Source organism: Burkholderia sp. 4M9327F10, from assembly GCF_005503145.1.
GTDB lineage: Bacteria > Pseudomonadota > Gammaproteobacteria > Burkholderiales > Burkholderiaceae > Paraburkholderia.
The window spans coordinates 51,724-68,626 of record NZ_SCNV01000016.1; the positions used below are offsets into that span (position 1 = coordinate 51,724).

19 protein-coding genes and 1 riboswitch are annotated in these 16,903 nt (G+C 65.3%); of the genes, 12 read left to right on the forward strand and 7 right to left on the reverse strand.

Features of this window, described 5'->3' with window-relative positions; all coding sequences use genetic code 11:
- Positions 1–149: 149 nt before the first annotated feature.
- Both FFS45_RS16870 and FFS45_RS16875 read right to left on the reverse strand, forming a co-directional pair.
- A complete protein-coding gene (locus FFS45_RS16870; protein WP_137955771.1) occupies positions 150–1,472 on the reverse strand; it encodes an ATP-binding protein in 1,323 nt (440 codons plus the stop codon).
- The gene (locus FFS45_RS16875; RefSeq protein WP_137955772.1) at positions 1,469–2,209 is read right to left on the reverse strand and encodes a response regulator; all 741 of its coding nucleotides are present in this window, start codon (positions 2,207–2,209) and stop codon (positions 1,469–1,471) included. The genes FFS45_RS16870 and FFS45_RS16875 overlap by 4 nt, the downstream gene beginning before the upstream one ends.
- Positions 2,210–2,630: 421 nt before the next feature.
- On the opposite strand from FFS45_RS16875, the gene FFS45_RS41745 reads away from it, so the two are divergent.
- The 4 genes from FFS45_RS41745 to FFS45_RS16890 are packed head-to-tail and all read left to right on the forward strand — an operon-like array spanning position 2,631 to position 4,487.
- Complete coding sequence (locus FFS45_RS41745) at positions 2,631–2,798, forward strand: hypothetical protein (RefSeq protein ID WP_171029668.1); 168 nt, start codon at positions 2,631–2,633, stop codon at positions 2,796–2,798.
- Positions 2,799–2,808: 10 nt separating this feature from the next.
- Positions 2,809–3,012: a DUF6726 family protein gene (locus FFS45_RS16880; RefSeq protein ID WP_349292320.1), complete on the forward strand. Its 204-nt coding sequence runs from the start codon at positions 2,809–2,811 to the stop codon at positions 3,010–3,012.
- A 3-nt stretch (positions 3,013–3,015) separates the two neighbouring features.
- Complete coding sequence (locus tag FFS45_RS16885) at positions 3,016–3,759, forward strand: hypothetical protein (protein WP_137955774.1); 744 nt, start codon at positions 3,016–3,018, stop codon at positions 3,757–3,759.
- Between the two features lie 59 nt (positions 3,760–3,818).
- Positions 3,819–4,487: a flagellar basal body L-ring protein FlgH gene (locus tag FFS45_RS16890; protein ID WP_137955775.1), complete on the forward strand. Its 669-nt coding sequence runs from the start codon at positions 3,819–3,821 to the stop codon at positions 4,485–4,487.
- A gap of 44 nt (positions 4,488–4,531) precedes the next feature.
- Here FFS45_RS16890 and FFS45_RS16895 read toward each other — a convergent pair whose 3' ends face one another.
- From FFS45_RS16895 to FFS45_RS16915, 5 genes are all read right to left on the reverse strand, one after another.
- The gene (locus FFS45_RS16895) at positions 4,532–5,275 is read right to left on the reverse strand and encodes a response regulator (RefSeq protein ID WP_137955776.1); all 744 of its coding nucleotides are present in this window, start codon (positions 5,273–5,275) and stop codon (positions 4,532–4,534) included.
- Positions 5,276–5,388: 113 nt separating this feature from the next.
- The gene (locus FFS45_RS16900; RefSeq protein WP_137955849.1) at positions 5,389–5,910 is read right to left on the reverse strand and encodes a hypothetical protein; all 522 of its coding nucleotides are present in this window, start codon (positions 5,908–5,910) and stop codon (positions 5,389–5,391) included.
- Between the two features lie 160 nt (positions 5,911–6,070).
- Positions 6,071–6,517 carry a hypothetical protein gene (locus FFS45_RS16905; RefSeq protein WP_137955777.1) on the reverse strand — a complete coding sequence of 149 codons (447 nt, stop codon included), beginning with the start codon at positions 6,515–6,517 and terminating at the stop codon, positions 6,071–6,073.
- Between the two features lie 321 nt (positions 6,518–6,838).
- A complete protein-coding gene (locus FFS45_RS16910; RefSeq protein ID WP_137955778.1) occupies positions 6,839–7,612 on the reverse strand; it encodes an SDR family oxidoreductase in 774 nt (257 codons plus the stop codon).
- On the reverse strand, positions 7,609–9,360 hold the full coding sequence (locus FFS45_RS16915; protein ID WP_137955779.1) for an ABC transporter ATP-binding protein/permease: 1,752 nt from the start codon (positions 9,358–9,360) through the stop codon (positions 7,609–7,611). The genes FFS45_RS16910 and FFS45_RS16915 overlap by 4 nt, the downstream gene beginning before the upstream one ends.
- A 362-nt stretch (positions 9,361–9,722) precedes the next feature.
- Positions 9,723–9,834, forward strand: a riboswitch (TPP riboswitch).
- Between the two features lie 208 nt (positions 9,835–10,042).
- On the opposite strand from FFS45_RS16915, the gene FFS45_RS16920 reads away from it, so the two are divergent.
- From FFS45_RS16920 to FFS45_RS16955, 8 genes are all read left to right on the forward strand, one after another.
- Positions 10,043–11,197: an FAD-dependent oxidoreductase gene (locus tag FFS45_RS16920; RefSeq protein ID WP_137955780.1), complete on the forward strand. Its 1,155-nt coding sequence runs from the start codon at positions 10,043–10,045 to the stop codon at positions 11,195–11,197.
- A gap of 84 nt (positions 11,198–11,281) precedes the next feature.
- Positions 11,282–11,479: a sulfur carrier protein ThiS gene (thiS, locus tag FFS45_RS16925; RefSeq protein ID WP_137955781.1), complete on the forward strand. Its 198-nt coding sequence runs from the start codon at positions 11,282–11,284 to the stop codon at positions 11,477–11,479.
- A gap of 55 nt (positions 11,480–11,534) precedes the next feature.
- Positions 11,535–12,350 (forward strand): thiazole synthase, encoded by an 816-nt coding sequence (locus FFS45_RS16930; protein WP_137955782.1) that lies wholly within the window; start codon positions 11,535–11,537, stop codon positions 12,348–12,350.
- Positions 12,347–13,471 carry a thiamine phosphate synthase gene (thiE, locus tag FFS45_RS16935; protein ID WP_137955783.1) on the forward strand — a complete coding sequence of 375 codons (1,125 nt, stop codon included), beginning with the start codon at positions 12,347–12,349 and terminating at the stop codon, positions 13,469–13,471. Before FFS45_RS16930 ends, thiE begins: the two co-directional genes overlap by 4 nt.
- Before the next feature lie 97 nt (positions 13,472–13,568).
- On the forward strand, positions 13,569–14,390 hold the full coding sequence (locus FFS45_RS16940; RefSeq protein ID WP_137955784.1) for an ABC transporter ATP-binding protein: 822 nt from the start codon (positions 13,569–13,571) through the stop codon (positions 14,388–14,390).
- Entirely contained in the window at positions 14,387–15,154 is a 768-nt protein-coding gene (gene mlaE, locus FFS45_RS16945) for a lipid asymmetry maintenance ABC transporter permease subunit MlaE (RefSeq protein ID WP_137955785.1), read from the forward strand. Before FFS45_RS16940 ends, mlaE begins: the two co-directional genes overlap by 4 nt.
- A gap of 93 nt (positions 15,155–15,247) precedes the next feature.
- On the forward strand, positions 15,248–15,793 hold the full coding sequence (gene mlaD / locus FFS45_RS16950) for an outer membrane lipid asymmetry maintenance protein MlaD (RefSeq protein WP_137955786.1): 546 nt from the start codon (positions 15,248–15,250) through the stop codon (positions 15,791–15,793).
- A gap of 11 nt (positions 15,794–15,804) precedes the next feature.
- The gene (locus FFS45_RS16955) at positions 15,805–16,812 is read left to right on the forward strand and encodes a VacJ family lipoprotein (protein WP_137955787.1); all 1,008 of its coding nucleotides are present in this window, start codon (positions 15,805–15,807) and stop codon (positions 16,810–16,812) included.
- Positions 16,813–16,903 lie beyond the last annotated feature (91 nt).

Sequence of the window (16,903 nt, forward strand, 5' to 3'; positions counted from 1 at the left end):
CCGGGCAACAGCAGGGCGGACCGAACAGGGGGCTATCGAGGAAGCCCGCGCACACTATATGTGCGTAAGGCCCGGTCGAGGCCGCCCGGTAAGATCGTGTAAGCGCAGCCGCAGCAGCGCTTCAGACCCCCAGCCACAGGTCTCCAGACTCAGGCGCTCAACTGTCCGATCGGCAGCGCAATGCGCACGCAGAGCCCACCGTTCGCATGGTTGAACACATCGCAGCGTCCGCCGCCGTTGTGCGCAAGGCGCGCCACAATCGCGAGCCCCAGCCCACAATGGCCCTCGCCGCCGCGAGCGGCGTCGAGCCGCACGAACGGCTTCATCGCGGCCGCGATCCGGTCGTCGGGAATCCCCGGTCCGTGGTCGCGAACGGTCACCATCCAGTTCCGGTCGTCGCGCGTTGTGCTGATTTCGACGGGCGGTGCGCCGTGCTCGAGCGCGTTGTCGACCAGATTCGTCACCAGCCGGTCGAGCAGCGTACGCGGCAGCTTGAACTGTGGGCCGGCCCGCAGGTCGAGGCTGAAAAGCGGGCTTTCCGCGGGGCCCACGTCGAGCGGATCGGTGCAATCCGCGATTTCGACGGTTTCGACAATATCGGTGCTGGAAAACTGTTCGCGCAGGAATGCCTCGACTTCGACGGGCGGCCCGGCGTCGGCGGCCTGGCCGGCGAACTCCAGAAACTGCTGGACGATATTGGTAAGCGAATCGACATCGCGAATCAGCCCGGCACGCTCGTTTTCCGCCACCAGCACGCTGGCGCGCAGCTTGAGCCGGGTGAGCGGCGCCTTCAGGTCGTGCGCGACGCCGGCCAGCATCACGGCCTGATCGTCGCCCGCCTCGTTCAGACGCCGCATCATGTCGTTAAACGAGCCGATCAGGTCGCGCAATTCACGCGGCCCCTGCACATTGACCGGCTCGGGCCGGCCACCGGCGCCGAACGCGCGCGCCGCCAGCGCGACCCGCGAGAGCGGCCGCTGCATTTGCCACACCGCCAGCAGCGACAGGATCAGCGCCGCCACCAGCATCGACACGGTTTCGACGATAAAGCGCGGGCGCGGTGGAATGTCGACCGGCACGACCACCCACATCGATTTGCCCGGATAGCGAATCCACAGGCGCGGGGGCCGCGAATCGTCCACTTCGATCTGGGTGCCGACCGGCAAGCGGGGGCGCAAATGCTGGCTGAGCTCGATGAGCTGCCGTTCGGTCGGTGGCCGCAAATGGATCGTGGAGGGCATGTTCCAGGTGGGCACGAGGTGCACACGCATCGCCGGCGCGAGGTCCGCGCCTTGCACCGGCTCGCCGTTCGCCGCCTGCAGCATCAACAGGATGCCGCGCGCGAAGCCGTCCACCTCGTGGCGCGGCGGCTGCATTACAACCAGTACGAACCACCCGGCCTGAATTGCCAACAATACCGCCGTCGAGAGCAACGCCATTCTGCCGAATAGCGTGTTCAACGGGTTTCTCATGAGTCCGCCGCGGCCTCGATCGAGAAGGGCGCTGCATCGGCATCGGGCACGAAGACATAACCTTTGCCGCGCACGGTCTGGACGTAGCACGGGCTCGACGGGTCGTCCTCGATCACGCGGCGCAGACGCCAGATCGGCACGTCGAGGCTGCGGTCGCGAAAGGCGAGGTTGTCGCGGTGCACCAGATCGTGGATCAGCACGCGCGAGAGCACTTTGTACGGGTTGTTGACGAAGATCTTCAACAGCGCGAACTCACTGTCGCGTAGCGCGAGCCGGGTGCTGTCGCGCGACAGCGTGCGCGTTGCGAAGTCGAGTTCGAACGGCCCGAAGTGATACGGCTTGCGGGCTTCCGGCGCGCTGGTGGTCGACGGCCCGCGCCGGCGCAGCACCGTCTGGATGCGGGCCAGCAGTTCGCGCGGGTCGAACGGTTTCGTCAGATAGTCGTCGGCGCCAAGCGACAGGCCGACGATGCGGTCTGCCACGGTGCCACGCGCCGTCACGAAGATCACCGGAATGTCGTCACCGGCGGCGCGCAACGCGGTAAGCGCACGCAGACCGTCGGTGTTCGGCATCATGATGTCGAGCACAACGACCGATGGCCGCTCTCTTTCGAGGCGGCGTTGCAAATGCGTGCCGTCGTGGAGCACGGAGGCGTCGAACCCGTTCGATTGCAGAAAGCGGCAAAGCAGATCGCGTACGACCGGGTCGTCGTCGACTATAAGGACCTGTGGATTCATCTTGAAATTTTAGACTGGCGCGCGCGGCAAACGGCCGACTGTTTTCTTACCAACACTTACCTGCCTCCGTCCGGCCGGGCGGAAGTCCCTCTGGCCCCCTCTGGAAGCCTTGTTACGTAAGGATAGACGATCAAATCCCGCCGCTAAAGATGGCAATATAAATTGCGGATTGAGGGACGTATCAGGCCGGTTTTGCTTACCGGATTCCCTCCGTGGAAAGAATTTGCGCCTACTCGAAACGGGTCGTAAGAACCGTGGAAAAGCGTGCGTTCCTTCATGCATCGTGTCTCGCCTCGCAGCGTGATGATTCGGCCTGTAGTCCATCGCCGCCGCGCTTCGTTCGCCTGAAGGTCAGTTGTCCATCAGCGCCTGCGCAAGTGCGGCAACCGAATCCGCACTTCAGTGATACGCGAGGCAGACCATGACCGTTACCAATAATCTCCGCCCCACCACCTTTCCGCCTGTGCAGCGCGAGCGGCCGGCGCCGACGCCGGACAGCACGGCCAAACCGGAAACGCTGCCCAGCGACCCCCCTGCGCCGTCCTTGCCGGGTGGCCTGATCGGCAACCATGTCAACACGACAGCCTGACCTTACGAGGTTGCCTGTGTCGACTCTGACTGTTTTCAAGCGGTGCGTGCGAGCCGCTGGCTGGCTGGCGCTGGGGACGATGCTGCTGCCGCTCGACGGCTGTGGCGTCGCTGCACTGCCGTGCCGCCTGACGGCCGCGACGCTCGACATCCTGCCCGTGGTCGGCCACGCCGCGGCCACGCCGTTTAACGCATGTGCATCGGCGATTGACTGAGCCATGATCTCCCGACTGTCTGCCCGTAGGCTTCTCGCAGCGTGGCTGCCGCTGTCGGTTGCGCTGCTGGCCGGCGTGGCGGCGAATGCCGTGCATGCCGATCCAGCAGCGCGCTCTGTGCCCTCGTCAGCTTCCTCGGCGAAGCGTAGCACTGCTGATGATCACAGGCGCGTACCCGACGCACCGTTCGCGTTTCGCGGCATTCCGCTTGGCATCACGCTCGACGAATTCCGCGCGGGTTCGACCGTGCGGGCGACGCCGGTCGGCAGCGTGCCGGTTTGCGAGACGGACATGCTGGCCGGCTCGCTCGGCATGAGCATGAAGACGAGCGAGAGCCTGACCGTGGCGTGCCGCTGGGCACATCGCTCGGCCGATGGCTGGCAGGTGTCGCAGGCGGTCGTGGACGGTGCACCGGCGCAGGACCATGTGTTGCGTTTCGCGCGGGCCGACGGCGAAACGGCGTTGCGTCTCTACGAGATTTCCTTCGTGGTCGACGATGTCATTGCCGACGATCTGCGCGAGGCGCTCGCCGACCGCTACGGGCCGCCGCGGCTCGTGACGAAGACCACCTCGGCGGCCGGCGGCGCGGCCCCGGTGTACGTCTGGGAAAACGCCGTCAGTTCGATCACCTTGTGCTTTTTGCCGTCCACCCACAACGGCACGCTGACCTATTTGCTGAAAGATCCGGACGCGTGGGTGAAGTCGCTTGTGCGCCAGTGGCAGGCGAGCAGTCCCGAAGCGGGTTGAGGCGCCGCGTGGGTGCCGACACCGATTTGACTCACTTTCCCTCCGGCGGAGGAACCTCTATGACCACGCTACGCCTCATGGCCGCACTCGGTGCGGCGCTCGCTGTAGCAGCCTGCGCAAGCCACCCGGATTCGATCGTCGACACGCCGATGCTGCCGCCGCTCGTCAGCCCCCCGCTCAACGTCAATACGCAAGGTGCGATCTATCAGGCCGGCTCCTCGCTGTTGCTGTACGAAACGCCGCGCGCGCAGCACGTGGGGGACGTGCTTACGATCCGTCTGTCTGAGTCGTATAACGGCAATAGCAGCGCCAATACGACAGCGAGCCGCAACAGCGACATCACGGCGACGGCCGCGGATCAATCGACCAGCGCCGCTGCGCGGCTCGCGCGGCTCTTCAATATCGGCTCGGCGGCGACGGACTTCAAGGGGCAGGGTGCGATGACCGACACCAACGGCATGACCGGCACGCTGGCCGTGACGGTGATCGGCACGATGCCGACCGGTAATCTGCTGGTGGCGGGCGAGAAGCTGATTGCGATGAACGGTAATCACGACCGCCTGAGACTGTCCGGGATCGTCAATCCGAAGGACATCGAAGCAGGCAACTATGTGTCGTCCACCAAGATCGCGAATGCGAAGATCGAGCAGGCCGGCCAGGGGATTGTGAGCGATTCGACTACTGTGGGCTGGCTGCAGCGAATGTTCCTGAGCGTGCTGACGTTCTAGTTCCAGGAGGGCCGCCGCAAGCGTGGCGGCCTTCGCTTCCAGCGTTATGCGTCGGCGAACGGCGCGCAGCGCTCGGCGGCGCCGATTTCCCCATCGGGGACGAACACGTAGCCGCGTCCCCACACCGTTTGCACGTAGCGCGGCTCGGACGGATCGACTTCGATCAGCCGCCGCAAGCGCCAGATCGATACGTCAAGGCTGCGGTTACGGTGCGCCTCGCTGTTGCCATGCAGTTTCTCGAGCAGTTGCGCGCGGGTAAGCACCGTCATGGCGTGCGTGACGAACACCTTGAGCATCGCAAATTCGCTCGAGCGCAGCGGAATACGCTCGCCGTCGCGGCGCAGTTCGCGTCCTGGGAAGTTCACTTCGAAACGTCCGAAGCGATAGGGTGCCCGGTTTTCCGGCGCGCCGGGTGCGATCGCGCCGCGCCGGCGCAGCACCGTGCGGATTCGTGCGACCAGTTCGCTCGGTTCGAACGGCTTGCCGAGGTAGTCGTCCGCGCCGAGCTCGAGACCGATCACCCGGTCGATCACGTCGGCGCGCGCCGTCAGCAGGATCACCGGAATGTCGTCACCGGCCAGACGCAGCGCGCGCAGCGCACTGATGCCGTCCAGCTCCGGCATCATGATGTCGAGCACGACCAGCGCGGGCCGCTCGCTTTGCAGCTTGCGCTGCAAAGCCATGCCATGCTCAAGTACGGCTACCGAGTAGCCGCGTCCCTGCAGATATTCGCGCACGAGATCGCGCACGACGGGATCGTCGTCGACGACCAGAATGGATTGGTTCATTCAACCAATCTTAAGAGATACGCTGGAGTGCTGATAGCGGGTAATGCTTTCGAAACCTTTCCGGGGTAACCGCAAGCAAGCGTCTGTGCAAGGTTTGCGGGCAGCGCGCGACCTCAGTTGATCTGCGAGGTCTGAAGAGTGGGCGGGCGCAACTCGGTCCGGTCGACCACCATCTTGTCGATCATGCCGCCCAGCTTGACCGATGCATTCGAGAAACGGTCCGTGCCGAGCTGGCCCGTCTGATACCGGGCCGTGACGAGAATGTGGCCTTGTTGAAGCAGTGTCAGATCGATCACCGAAAGATATTGTATGGGACTGTCGCTGAACGAACGTCGGCCGTAGTCGACCGCCGCGTTGTAGACGAGGCGGGATTCGCAACTGGCGGGGGCGGTGCCCGGGTTGTAGACGTCCGAGCGGATGCCGCGCCGGTTGAGGGCGAGTTGCAACGCCGGGACGAAATCGCCAACGGACACCGTCTGGTTCACTTCGATGCATACCGCGCTGATGGACGCGGGCCGGCCGTTGACGAAGGTCGGCGACGAGTAGTTCGACGCGATGGCATAGCCTGCCTGGATGACCGAGCCGGTGGCGTCGGCCGCCGTGATCAGCGTCCACGCACAGCCGTTCAATCCGATGCAGAGCGTCGCGGCAGTCGCCCATACGCAGGGCCGCCGTCCCGTCGACCACGACAGGCGTACGGTCCAGAGGGCAGCCGGAAGTAGCGATGAGCGCAAGCCGGTCACGATGCTATACCTCGGCGTGTCGGGTTGGGGGTGGGGCGCAGGACGGACAGGCTTAGCGAGCGACGCGCAGGCGTAGCTCGCTCGCCCCCTGCACGCTGGCCGTGACGTTGAGGCGGCGCTCGCCGGCGGTCACGACGAAATGCTGGCGCGTCGGCGTGTTGAGGTCATGCACCACATTCGGAAAGCAGGCGGCGATGTCCGCGCCGAGCTCTTCGAGCGGGTCCGTGACCACGCCATCGGCTTGCCAGTGCGCGCGCCAATGGCAGTCGTAACTGTGGCTGCTGGCGCGGCAGTCGTCGGCGCTGGCGAGGCCGGGCAACTGCGCGGCCGGTTGGTCACGCAACTGCTTGAAATCGCTGGCCTCGACGATGTGCTTGAGTGCGGGGCAGACGTCGGCAGGCTCGGCGGGCGGCGTCATCTGCGCGGCCTCGGCGGCGAGCGACAGCAGCAGGGCGGCCACACCGGCAGCGGCGGGGCGCACGGAGTGGGAACGGCTCATCCGCGTGAGTCGTTGGGTCAAAAGACGGAAACGGCGAACGAATGACATGGCGAAAAGTCCGGTAACGGTGAGTGTCGTGCGGGCCGCGGGTGTTGGCCCGCACGACTATCGTCGCCGCTGCAGGGTACTTTCAAAGCACGGAACAACCTGAACGGTTCGCAAATGCTTTCGAACTGTTGTCGGGTATTTCAGGATGTTGCACGGGGCTGGCGGGAGGGGTTTGACTTGCCTTTGCCCTGAACCCGATTTGCGCTGGCTTTACTGTGGATCTGTGGCGGCGATTGCTTTGGACTGCCGCACATCCGCGCAGGGCTGTGCCGGTCAGCCTAGCGTGAGTCCGCCGTCGACGTGGATCACCTGGCCGGTGATGTGACGTGCTTCGTCCGAGAGCAGGAAAGCGATCAGCGCGGCGATGTCGGCTGGCTCGGCTACGTGGCCAAGCGGCGTGGCAGCGGCTGCGTGGGTCCAGACGGCGGCGTTGTCGGCGCTGGGGCCGCGGTCCTTGCGCGTGTAACCTGGCGCGACGCAGTTGACGGTGACCCCGTGCGGCGCCAGTTCGGCCGCGGCGGTTCTGGCGAGCGATTCGACGGCGGCTTTGGCGGCGGCCGTCGCGGCAAACGGGGCGTCCGCGCGATATCGGTGAGCGACGAACGAACTGATGGCGACGATGCGGCCGCGCTGCGAGGTTTCAAGGGCGGCTGCAGCGCGTTTGACGAGCGCGGCGAAGGCACCCGGCATGGCGGCGAAGGCTTCGCTGAATGTATCGGCGTCGAGGGTGCCGAGTGTCTGGCGCTGGGCATGGCCCGCGTTGGCGACCAGTTGATCGAGTGCGCCGAAGTGCGCGAGCGTCGTGTGGACGATGTGTTCGGCGGCGCCGCGCTCGGCCAGATCGCCGTAGACGGTGGCGCAGTCGGCGCCCTGTGCGGCGCACTCGCCGGCGACCGCGGCGAGGCGCTCACGCGATGCGGCATCGGCGCCGCGCGCGTGCAGCATCAAGGCTGTGCGAGGCGCGGCAAGACGCCGGGCCAGCGCAGCACCGATGCCGGAACCGGCACCGGTGATCAACACCACGCGGTCGAATGACGGATGGCTCATGCGGCGATCGCTTCACCCGCGCGCTCGACGTCGAGCGTTTCTTCGTGGAACGCCGCGAGCGATTCGCGATGCGCGACGCTGACGATCGCGGCCTTGGGCAGGCGCTCGGTGAAGAGGTGGTAGAGCCGCGCTTCGTTCGCGGAATCGAGCGCGCTGGTTGCTTCGTCGAGGAACAGGTAATCGGGCTTGTGCAGCAACACGCGGGCAGCGGCGAGGCGCTGCTGTTCGCCCGGCGACATGATGCGGGCCCAGTGGCCTGTCTCCTCGAGGCGGTCCACGTAGCCTTCGAGGCGGCAGGTGTCCAGCGCTTCCCGGCACTCGTCGTCGGTGTAGGTGTCCGCGGAGGACGGGTAGGTGAGCGCTGCTTTCAGCGTGCCGATCGGCATGTAGCTCTGCTGCGGGATGAACATCATGCGCGCATTGACCGGCGCATCGATCGAGCCGTCGCCGAACGGCCACAGTCCGGCGAGGGCGCGCATCAGCGTGCTCTTGCCCGAGCCGGAAGGGCCGCGCACGAGCCAGCGTGAGCCGGGGCTGATCGTGATATTGCGGATCTGTGAGAGGGCGGTGCCGTTCGGCAGGGCGAGCGAGAGGCCATCCGTAGTGAGCTTGTCCTCGTCGACGAAGTGCAGGTTGATGCCGCCGTGCGCGGTGGCCGGCGAGATGGATTCGCGCAGATGCGACGCATGCATGACGCGCTTGAATTCGCGCAGACGATTGACGGTCGCACGCCAGTCGACGAGGCTGCCGTAACTGTTGATGAACCACGAAAATGAATCGCTGACGGTGCCGAACGCGTTCTGGATCTGCATCAGCACGCCGAACGTGAAGGCGCCGGCAAAGTAGCGCGGCGACGCCACGACAATCGGAAAGATAATCGCAATCTGGCCGTAGAAGCTCAACACGAAGCTCAGGCGCTTGGTGTACTTCATGACGCGCCACCAGTTATCGCGAATGCGCTGGAAGACATTCCTCGCGCTGGCGCGTTCAGTCTCTTCGCCATCGTAGAACGCGATCTGCTCGGCGTTTTCGCGCACGCGGATCAGGCCGAAGCGGAAATCTGCCTCAACCTTCTGCTGCTGGTAGGTAATCGAAACCAGTGGGTGGCCGAGCTTGTAGATCATGTATGAGCCGCCGAGCGCGTAGAGCGCCGCGACCCACACCATGTAGCCCGGAATGACGACCGGAATGCCGCCGAGCGTCACGCTCAGTGCCCCGGCGAGACCCCAAAGAATGGTGGTGAACGAAATCAGGGTGACGACGGTGGACAACAGATCAAGCGACAGCGACAGCGTGCTGGTCGCAAACGACTGAAGGTCGTCGCTAATACGCTGGTCGGGGTTGTCGGCGAGCCGGTCGCGTTCGATCCGGTAGAAGGCCCCGTCGCCGAGCCACTCTTCGAGGTAGCGGTTCGTGAGCCACTGGCGCCAGCGGAAGCCGAGCATCTGTCGCAGATAACGGCCGTACACGAACAGGATGATCATCGCGAACACGATCACCGTGAAAACGATCATCAGGTGCGGGAAGTCGTGAGTGTCCTTGGCTTGCAGGGCGTTGTAGAACTCGCCATTCCAGGTGTTGAACTTCACACTCAGCCAGACGTTCGCGAGGTTGATCGCAACGATGGTGACGAGCAGCCCCCAGGCGATCTTCCACTCTTCAGAGACCCAGTAGGGCTTGATCAGACTCCACGCGGAGACCTTGTTGTCGGGCTCCGGCGCGCCGGTGGCAGAGGTATTCGGTGTCATGAGCATCCTGATGAAGGGCTGGCCCGAATGGACCAGCCCGCAATGAGCCGCAGCCCACAATGGGCCAGCCCACAGTGGGTTGGCCCACGGCGGTATTACGAGTGTTGCCCGGGCGACAAGCCCGTCAAGCGACCAACCGATTCTGGCGCGAGTGCCTTAAGTGAAAATTAATCACGGGTGACGCGAGGAATCGCGCCGCCGGCGCAGGCACCCGCAGGTACCCTGTTTCTCAACAGTCTTCCGGCTTTCTGTATTGTGCCAGCCCGCTCCTTACGACCACATTTCATCTCATCCGTGTAGTGTTCCCCAAGCGCCCGTCCCCCCGGTTTGCGGCCGTGGCGCCTTTTATGGTCTAATGACCTTCGACGAAACAGGGGTGCTTTGCGTGCGGGCCGTACGCCGCGGTGAGGCTGAGAGAGACCCTTTGCACCCGATCCGGGTAATACCGGCGCGGGAAGTTTCCGGAAGTTAAGCCATTCTTCCATTCCCCCGCCGGGCAGCGGGCGTCAGTAGACGCGCCTTTTGTCCGGCCGGCCTCACCCGCCGGTTTCGTCCTTGGGTACGTGCGCCTGTTGCCGTACGGAAAGGATACGATGACCGCTCATTCTTCAGTTGATTGTTTCGTTCGAGTCGTTTGTTTTGCGACGCTTGATGCGCTTTTGCGCGCGCTGGCGGAGCCGCGATGAACGTGCTCGCTCACACCCAGCCCGATTTCGCCGTGATCGGCGGGGGGCTGTGCGGCCGGCTGGTCGCGTGGCGGCTGGCCGGTGCAGGACACCGCGTTGCGTTGTACGAACGCGGCGATGCCGCCGGTTCGCAAGCCGCGGCATGGGTGGCCGCAGCGATGCTCGCGCCGCTCGCCGAAGCGGCGAGCGCCGAGGTGCTGATCACGCGCCTTGGCGCGACGTCGCTCGATACGTGGCCGCAAGTGCTGGCCGAATTGCCTGAACCGGTGTTCTTTCAGCGCAACGGCACGCTGGTCGTCTGGCATCACGCTGACCGCACAGAGGCGCCACTGTTCGAACGCCGGGTGCGCTCGAACGCGCCGGCCGATCTGCTGGAAGGCGGCTTCGTCGCGTTGTCGGGCGCCCAGCTCGGCACTGCCGAGCCCGCGCTCGCCGGCCGCTTCACGCAAGGCTGGCTGCTGCCGCATGAAGGACAACTGGACAATCGCCAGGTCCTCAGCGCGCTGGCGGCGGGCCTCGCCGAGCGCCGGGTGGAAACGCACTGGAACACCCCGGTGGACGACCACGCCATGCCTCGCGCGCGCGTGACGATCGATTGCCGCGGCCTCGGCGCGAAAGCAGTTTTGCCCACCTTGCGCGGCATTCGCGGCGAAGTCGCCCGCGTCCACGCTCCAGGTATCCGGCTCACGCGCCCGGTGCGCCTGCTGCATCCGCGCTATCCGCTGTATATCGCGCCGAAGCAGGACGATCTTTACGTGATCGGCGCTACCGAAGTGGAGGGGGAGGACATGTCGCCCGTCAGCGTGCGTTCCGCGCTGGAGTTGCTGAGCGCGGCGTTCTCGGTCCATCCGGGCTTCGGCGAGGCGCGCATACTCGAACTGAACTCGCAGTGCCGCCCGACCTTGCCGGACCACCGACCGGCACTCGTGTGGGATGGCGCGCAGACCTTGCGCGTGAACGGCCTGTACCGGCACGGCTACATGATCGTGCCCGAAGTCGCGGACGAAGCTGTGCGCTTCGCCGCTGCGCTGCTCGATGGACGCATCGGCGATGCCGACGCCTTCGCCCACTGGCGGCGCGATGCCCGCTGGAGCGAGCTGTTTCAGCTTGCCCGGCTCGACCCACAGAATTGCTCGCAGGAGCCGGCATGAGCGTTGCGGCCCGTGTCGCTGTCGCCGCCGTGGCGAGCGACAGGCCCATTGATCAGGCCGTCGATTGAACCGTATCTGAACACCATGGACATTCATATCAATCAGAAGCCGTTGTCGCTCCCCGAGGGCGCGACCGTTGCCGATGCGCTCGCTGCCTTCGGCGCGCGTCCGCCATTCGCGGTTGCGCTGAACGGCGACTTTGTGGCCCGTGCCCAGCACGCGGCGCGCGCGCTGCAGGCGGGCGACAAGCTGGACGTCGTGCAACCGGTCGCCGGCGGCTAAACAGGCGTCGCCTGCGGCTGAGCGGCCGCACATCGCCAGAGACAAGGATTTACACATGACCTCTCCCACTCCTGCCGACGCGCTCACGCTGTGCGGCGAAACCTTCGCGAGCCGGGTGCTGCTGGGCACGTCGCGCTACCCGTCGCTGCAGTCGCTGTCGGACTCGATTAGCGCCGCGAAACCAGGCATGGTCACGGTCGCGCTGCGCCGGCAGATGAACGAAGGCGGGGCCGAAGCCGGCTTCTTCGACCTGCTCAAGCGCCACGGCGTGCCGCTGTTGCCGAATACGGCTGGCTGCCAGAGCGTCGGTGAAGCCGTCACGACGGCTCATATGGCGCGTGAGGTGTTCGAAACCGACTGGATCAAGCTGGAGCTGATCGGCGACGACTACACGCTGCAGCCCGATCCGGTTGGCCTGATCGAAGCCGCCGCGCGGCTGGTGAAGGACGGCTTCAAGGTGCTGCCGTACTGCACCGAGGATCTGGTGATCGGCCGCCGTCTGCTCGATGCCGGCTGTGAAGCGTTGATGCCGTGGGGCGCACCGATCGGCACCGGCAAGGGCGTCATCAATCCCTACGGCCTGCGCGTCCTGCGCGAGCGGCTGCCCGACGTGCCGCTGATCGTCGACGCGGGCCTCGGCGTGCCGTCGCACGCCGCACAAGTGATGGAGTGGGGCTTCGACGGCGTGCTGCTGAACACGGCCGTGTCGCAGGCAACCCATCCCGACGCGATGGCTCGCGCCTTCGCGCTGGGCGTCGAAGCGGGTCGCCAGGCTTATCTCGCGGGGCCGATGGCCGAACGTGAAACCGCCCATGCAAGCACGCCGGTGGTCGGCATGCCGTTCTGGCATCAGGATGGGGGCACGACATGATTCGGACCACTACGGGAGCCTCCGCGCAGGCTTCGCCGCTCGCGGGGCGCGAGCTGTTCTGGCCGCCGGCTGACGAATTGAGCGAGGCTGCAGAACGCGTCCGTGCCCGGCTCGGCGAATGGCCGCCCACTCACGCGCCGTGGCGTATCTGCCTGACGGCCCCTGACGACGCCAACGGCGGCGACCTGATTATCGTCGCCGACGCCCAGCAGCACGGCGAGCAGGTGGCGCGCTGGCAAGTGCAGGGCGCAGGCGTGATCGAAGCCGCTGCGGGCCGGGCCACGCTGCACCTCGGCGGCGTGCGCTACGCGCTGGAAGGGCATCTGGCTGAAGACTGGATTGCGGCGCTCGCGGCCTTTCTCGATTGCGGCTTTGATCCACATGACGCACTGGTGCTGGCGCTGGCATGGCGCGACGGCGACGAAACCGCGTCCGCCGACGCATGGCCGTCCGACCTGACGCGCTTTCCGCGCGTGCTCGGTTTGCCCGCCGCCCCCGCGCAGCCGTTCGCGCGTTGCCCGGAGCGCCTCGGGCTCTACCCCGTGCTGCCCACCGCCGAGTGGGTGGAGCGGGTGGTGGGTTACGGCGTGAAGACGGTCCAGTTGCGGCGCAAGACAGCCGAGCCTCATGAACTGGCGCAGGAAATCGCGCGCTGTGTCGCCGCGGGCCGCGCGCACGACGCCCAGGTGTTCATCAACGATCACTGGCAGCTCGCGCTGGAAGCCGGCGCCTACGGCATTCACCTTGGCCAGGAAGACCAGCACAAGGCGGACCTCGCGCAGATTGCCGCGGCGGGCGTGCGTCTCGGCCTGTCGACGCATGGCTACTACGAGATCCTGACCGCGCTGCATTTCCGGCCCAGTTATATCGCGCTTGGCGCGGTCTTCCCGACTACCACCAAAGAGATGCCCACCGCGCCGCAAGGCCTCACGCGTCTCGCCCGCTATGTGCGCCTGCTCGACGGCGTGGTGCCGCTGGTGGCGATCGGCGGGATCGACCAGCAGGTCCTGCCGCAGGTTCTGGCCACCGGCGTCGGCTGTGCGGCTGTGGTGCGGGCCGTCACCGAGGCTGCTGATCCGGCTGTCGCCGTAGCTGCAATGCTCCGAGGGTTTACGCCATAATCGCGGGGTCCGCGCTTTCGGGGACAGGGCGCGTCACGGCAGCTTTTGCACGATGGCCCTATAATTCGGCCTTCTGTGTAAAAGGATTGTCAGCTTCGTGTCTTCCTCCCCCGAGACCCTTCTCGAGCTTCGCGACGTCGACTTCGGTTACGGCGACCGGCTCGTCCTGTCGAACCTGAACCTGCGCTTCAAGCGCGGTCAGGTCGTCGCGGTCATGGGCGGCTCGGGGTGCGGCAAGACCACCGTGCTGCGGCTGATCGGCGGCCTCGTGCATGCACAGCGCGGGCAGATCCTGTTCCAGGGACAGGACATCGGTGCGCAAACGCGCGACGGCCTCTACGCGCTGCGTCGCAAGATGGGCATGCTGTTCCAGTTCGGCGCGCTGTTTACCGACATGTCGGTGTTCGAAAATGTCGCGTTCACGCTATGCGAGCACACCGATTTGCCGGAAGAGCTGATTCGCGATCTGGTGCTGATGAAGCTCAACGCGGTCGGCTTGCGTGGTGCACGCGACCTGTCACCCTCGGAGATTTCCGGCGGGATGGCCCGGCGTGTAGCGCTGGCCCGGGCCATCGCGCTCGACCCCGAGCTGATGATGTACGACGAACCGTTTGCCGGTCTCGATCCGATCTCGCTCGGCATTACCGCAAACCTGATCCGCGCCCTGAACCAGGCGCTCGGCGCCACCTCCATTCTGGTGACGCACGACGTGCCGGAATCGTTCGCGATTGCCGACTACGTGTACTTCCTCGCCAACGGCGGAGTTCACGCCGAGGGCACGCCGGAGCAGCTGCGGGCCTCGACCGACCCGACGGTGCGCCAGTTCATCGACGGTGCGCCGGACGGCCCCTTCAAATTCCACTATCCCAGCAACACGCCGCTTGCGGCAGACTTCGGCATCGGCGGGGGACAGGCATGATCAGTACGATCGGACGTTCGGTGCTCGGCGTGCTGGAAACCGCCGGCTACGCCACGCGCCTCTTCTTGCGGCTCGTGCTCGAATTCTTCCCGCTGCTGCGCCGACCGCGTCTTGTCACGAAGCAGATCCACTTCGTCGGTAATTATTCGCTGGTGATCATCGCGGTGTCTGGCCTGTTCGTTGGTTTCGTGCTCGGCTTACAGGGATACAACACGCTCAACCGCTACGGCTCCGAGCAGGCGCTTGGGCTGCTGGTGGCGCTTTCGCTCGTGCGCGAGCTTGGGCCGGTGGTCACGGCGCTGCTGTTCGCGGGCCGCGCCGGCACTTCGCTCACGGCCGAAATCGGCCTGATGAAGGCCGGCGAGCAACTGACGGCAATGGAAATGATGGCGGTCGATCCGATCAAGATCGTGGTCGCGCCGCGCCTGTGGGCAGGCATTATCTCGATGCCGATTCTCGCCGCCATCTTCAGCGCGGTCGGGATCGGCGGCGGCTATGTGGTCGGCGTGCTGATGATCGGCGTGGATGCCGGCTCGTTCTGGTCGCAGATGCAAGGTGGTGTCGACGTGTGGGCTGACGTCGGCAACGGGGTGGTCAAGAGTATCGTGTTCGGCTTCGCGGTGACGTTCATCGCGCTCTTCCAGGGCTATGAAGCCAAGCCGACCCCGGAAGGTGTTTCACGCGCCACGACCAAGACGGTGGTTTACGGCTCGCTGGCTGTGCTTGGCCTCGATTTCCTGCTGACCGCATTGATGTTCAGCTAAAAAACCGCGCGACATGCTTTCCGCCGCGGGCATACACTTGCCCGCGCCGCGCTGAAGGTGTGGACGGCGCGACGGATTCTCTTTGGGATGACGATGAAAAAGACTGCTCTCGACTTCTGGGTCGGCCTGTTTGTGGTGCTGGGTTTCATAGCGTTGCTGTTTCTGGCGCTGAAGGCCGGCAACATGAGCTCGTTGTCGTTTCAGGCAACCTACCCGGTCAAACTCAAGTTCGACAACATCGGCGGCCTGAAAGCACGCGCCCCGGTGAAGAGCGCGGGTGTGACGGTGGGCCGGGTCGACTCGATCAGCTTCGACACCAATTCGTACCAGGCGCTGGTGACGATCGATCTCGACAAGCAATACCAGTTTCCGAAGGACACTTCCGCGAAGATCCTGACCGCGGGCCTGCTCGGTGAGCAGTACATCGGTCTGGAGCCGGGCGGCGACACTGAAATGCTGAAGGCGGGCGACACGATTGCGATGACCCAGTCGGCCATCGTGCTCGAGAACCTGATCGGGCAATTCCTCTATAGCAAGGCGGCGGACTCGGGCGCATCCAAGCCGGGCGCACCTGCCGCAGCCCCCGCGCCGGCAGTGCCGGCACCGGCCGCGCCCGCTTCGGGCACGTCGGGTCAATAAGGAGAACACGAATGCAGACCATGCGCCTCCGTATTTCGACGCTGGCCTTCGCTGCGGTCACGCTCGCCGGTTGTACGACCGTCCAGACTCCCACCAAGGGCGATCCGCTCGAGGGTCTGAACCGCACCGTCTTCAAATTCAACGACAAGGTCGACCAGTACGCGCTGAAGCCGGTCGCCAAGGGTTATGTGTACATCACACCGCAGCCGGTGCGCGACAGCGTGACGAACTTCTTCTCGAACATCGGCGACGTCTACATTGCGGCGAACAATCTGCTGCAGTTGAAGATCACCGACGGCGTGGAAGACATCATGCGGATCGTCATCAACACCACGTTCGGTGTGGGCGGCCTGTTCGACGTGGCGACGCTGGCGAAGCTGCCCAAGCACGACAACGACCTGGGCCTCACGCTAGGTCACTATGGCGTGCCGGCGGGCCCGTATCTCGTGCTGCCGCTGTTCGGGCCGAGCACGGTGCGTGACGGCGTGGGTTCAATTGGCGAGTACTTCGTCAATCCGTTGTCTTACGTTCATCCGGATGGCCTGAGCTGGGCGCTGTACGGCGTGAACATCATCAACACGCGGGCTAACCTGTTGGGCGCAAGCGACGTGCTGGAAGGCGCCGCGCTCGACAAGTATTCGTTTGTGCGTAATGCGTATCTGCAGCGCCGTAATTACCTGCTGACGCAGGGCAAGGGCGGCAGCGCGTCGCTGCCTGACTACGGCGATAACGCTCCGTTGCCGAAGTACGAAGATGTGGATGGCGCCGCAGCAGCGCCGGCCGCAGGCGGGGCTTCGGCACCGGGTGCGGCTTCTGCACCGGCAGTGACAACGGCACCGGCCACGGCGCCCGCCGGCGCGTCGGCTCCGACTGCCGCTACGGCAGCAGGTGCGACGCCGGCTTCGGGGACATCCGCGTCGCCGCCGCTCGACATGAACGGCGGGCCGGAAAACGATCAGGTGCCCGCCGACCAGATCGTGCCGCCGCGGCTGAATTTCCCGTCGTTCAAATTGCATTGAGGGCGCGAGTCGTAACACCTCGAAACGACTGTAGCGGGTTTGCAGATGGATCGCGGATGAACTCGCGTGTTATTGTCGGCTCCAAGGTGTG

Coding starts and splice junctions, on each gene's coding strand:
- thiE (WP_137955783.1), top strand. CDS start 12,347: ATGATTCGGACCACTACGGGAGCCTCCGCGCAGGCTTCGCCGCTCGCG.
- FFS45_RS16955 (WP_137955787.1), top strand. CDS start 15,805: ATGCAGACCATGCGCCTCCGTATTTCGACGCTGGCCTTCGCTGCGGTC.
- mlaE (WP_137955785.1), top strand. CDS start 14,387: ATGATCAGTACGATCGGACGTTCGGTGCTCGGCGTGCTGGAAACCGCC.
- FFS45_RS16885 (WP_137955774.1), top strand. CDS start 3,016: ATGATCTCCCGACTGTCTGCCCGTAGGCTTCTCGCAGCGTGGCTGCCG.
- FFS45_RS16905 (WP_137955777.1), bottom strand. CDS start 6,517: ATGAGCCGTTCCCACTCCGTGCGCCCCGCCGCTGCCGGTGTGGCCGCC.
- thiS (WP_137955781.1), top strand. CDS start 11,282: ATGGACATTCATATCAATCAGAAGCCGTTGTCGCTCCCCGAGGGCGCG.
- FFS45_RS16930 (WP_137955782.1), top strand. CDS start 11,535: ATGACCTCTCCCACTCCTGCCGACGCGCTCACGCTGTGCGGCGAAACC.
- FFS45_RS16870 (WP_137955771.1), bottom strand. CDS start 1,472: ATGAGAAACCCGTTGAACACGCTATTCGGCAGAATGGCGTTGCTCTCG.
- FFS45_RS16920 (WP_137955780.1), top strand. CDS start 10,043: ATGAACGTGCTCGCTCACACCCAGCCCGATTTCGCCGTGATCGGCGGG.
- FFS45_RS16875 (WP_137955772.1), bottom strand. CDS start 2,209: ATGAATCCACAGGTCCTTATAGTCGACGACGACCCGGTCGTACGCGAT.
- FFS45_RS16915 (WP_137955779.1), bottom strand. CDS start 9,360: ATGACACCGAATACCTCTGCCACCGGCGCGCCGGAGCCCGACAACAAG.
- FFS45_RS16910 (WP_137955778.1), bottom strand. CDS start 7,612: ATGAGCCATCCGTCATTCGACCGCGTGGTGTTGATCACCGGTGCCGGT.
- mlaD (WP_137955786.1), top strand. CDS start 15,248: ATGAAAAAGACTGCTCTCGACTTCTGGGTCGGCCTGTTTGTGGTGCTG.
- FFS45_RS16890 (WP_137955775.1), top strand. CDS start 3,819: ATGACCACGCTACGCCTCATGGCCGCACTCGGTGCGGCGCTCGCTGTA.
- FFS45_RS41745 (WP_171029668.1), top strand. CDS start 2,631: ATGACCGTTACCAATAATCTCCGCCCCACCACCTTTCCGCCTGTGCAG.
- FFS45_RS16895 (WP_137955776.1), bottom strand. CDS start 5,275: ATGAACCAATCCATTCTGGTCGTCGACGACGATCCCGTCGTGCGCGAT.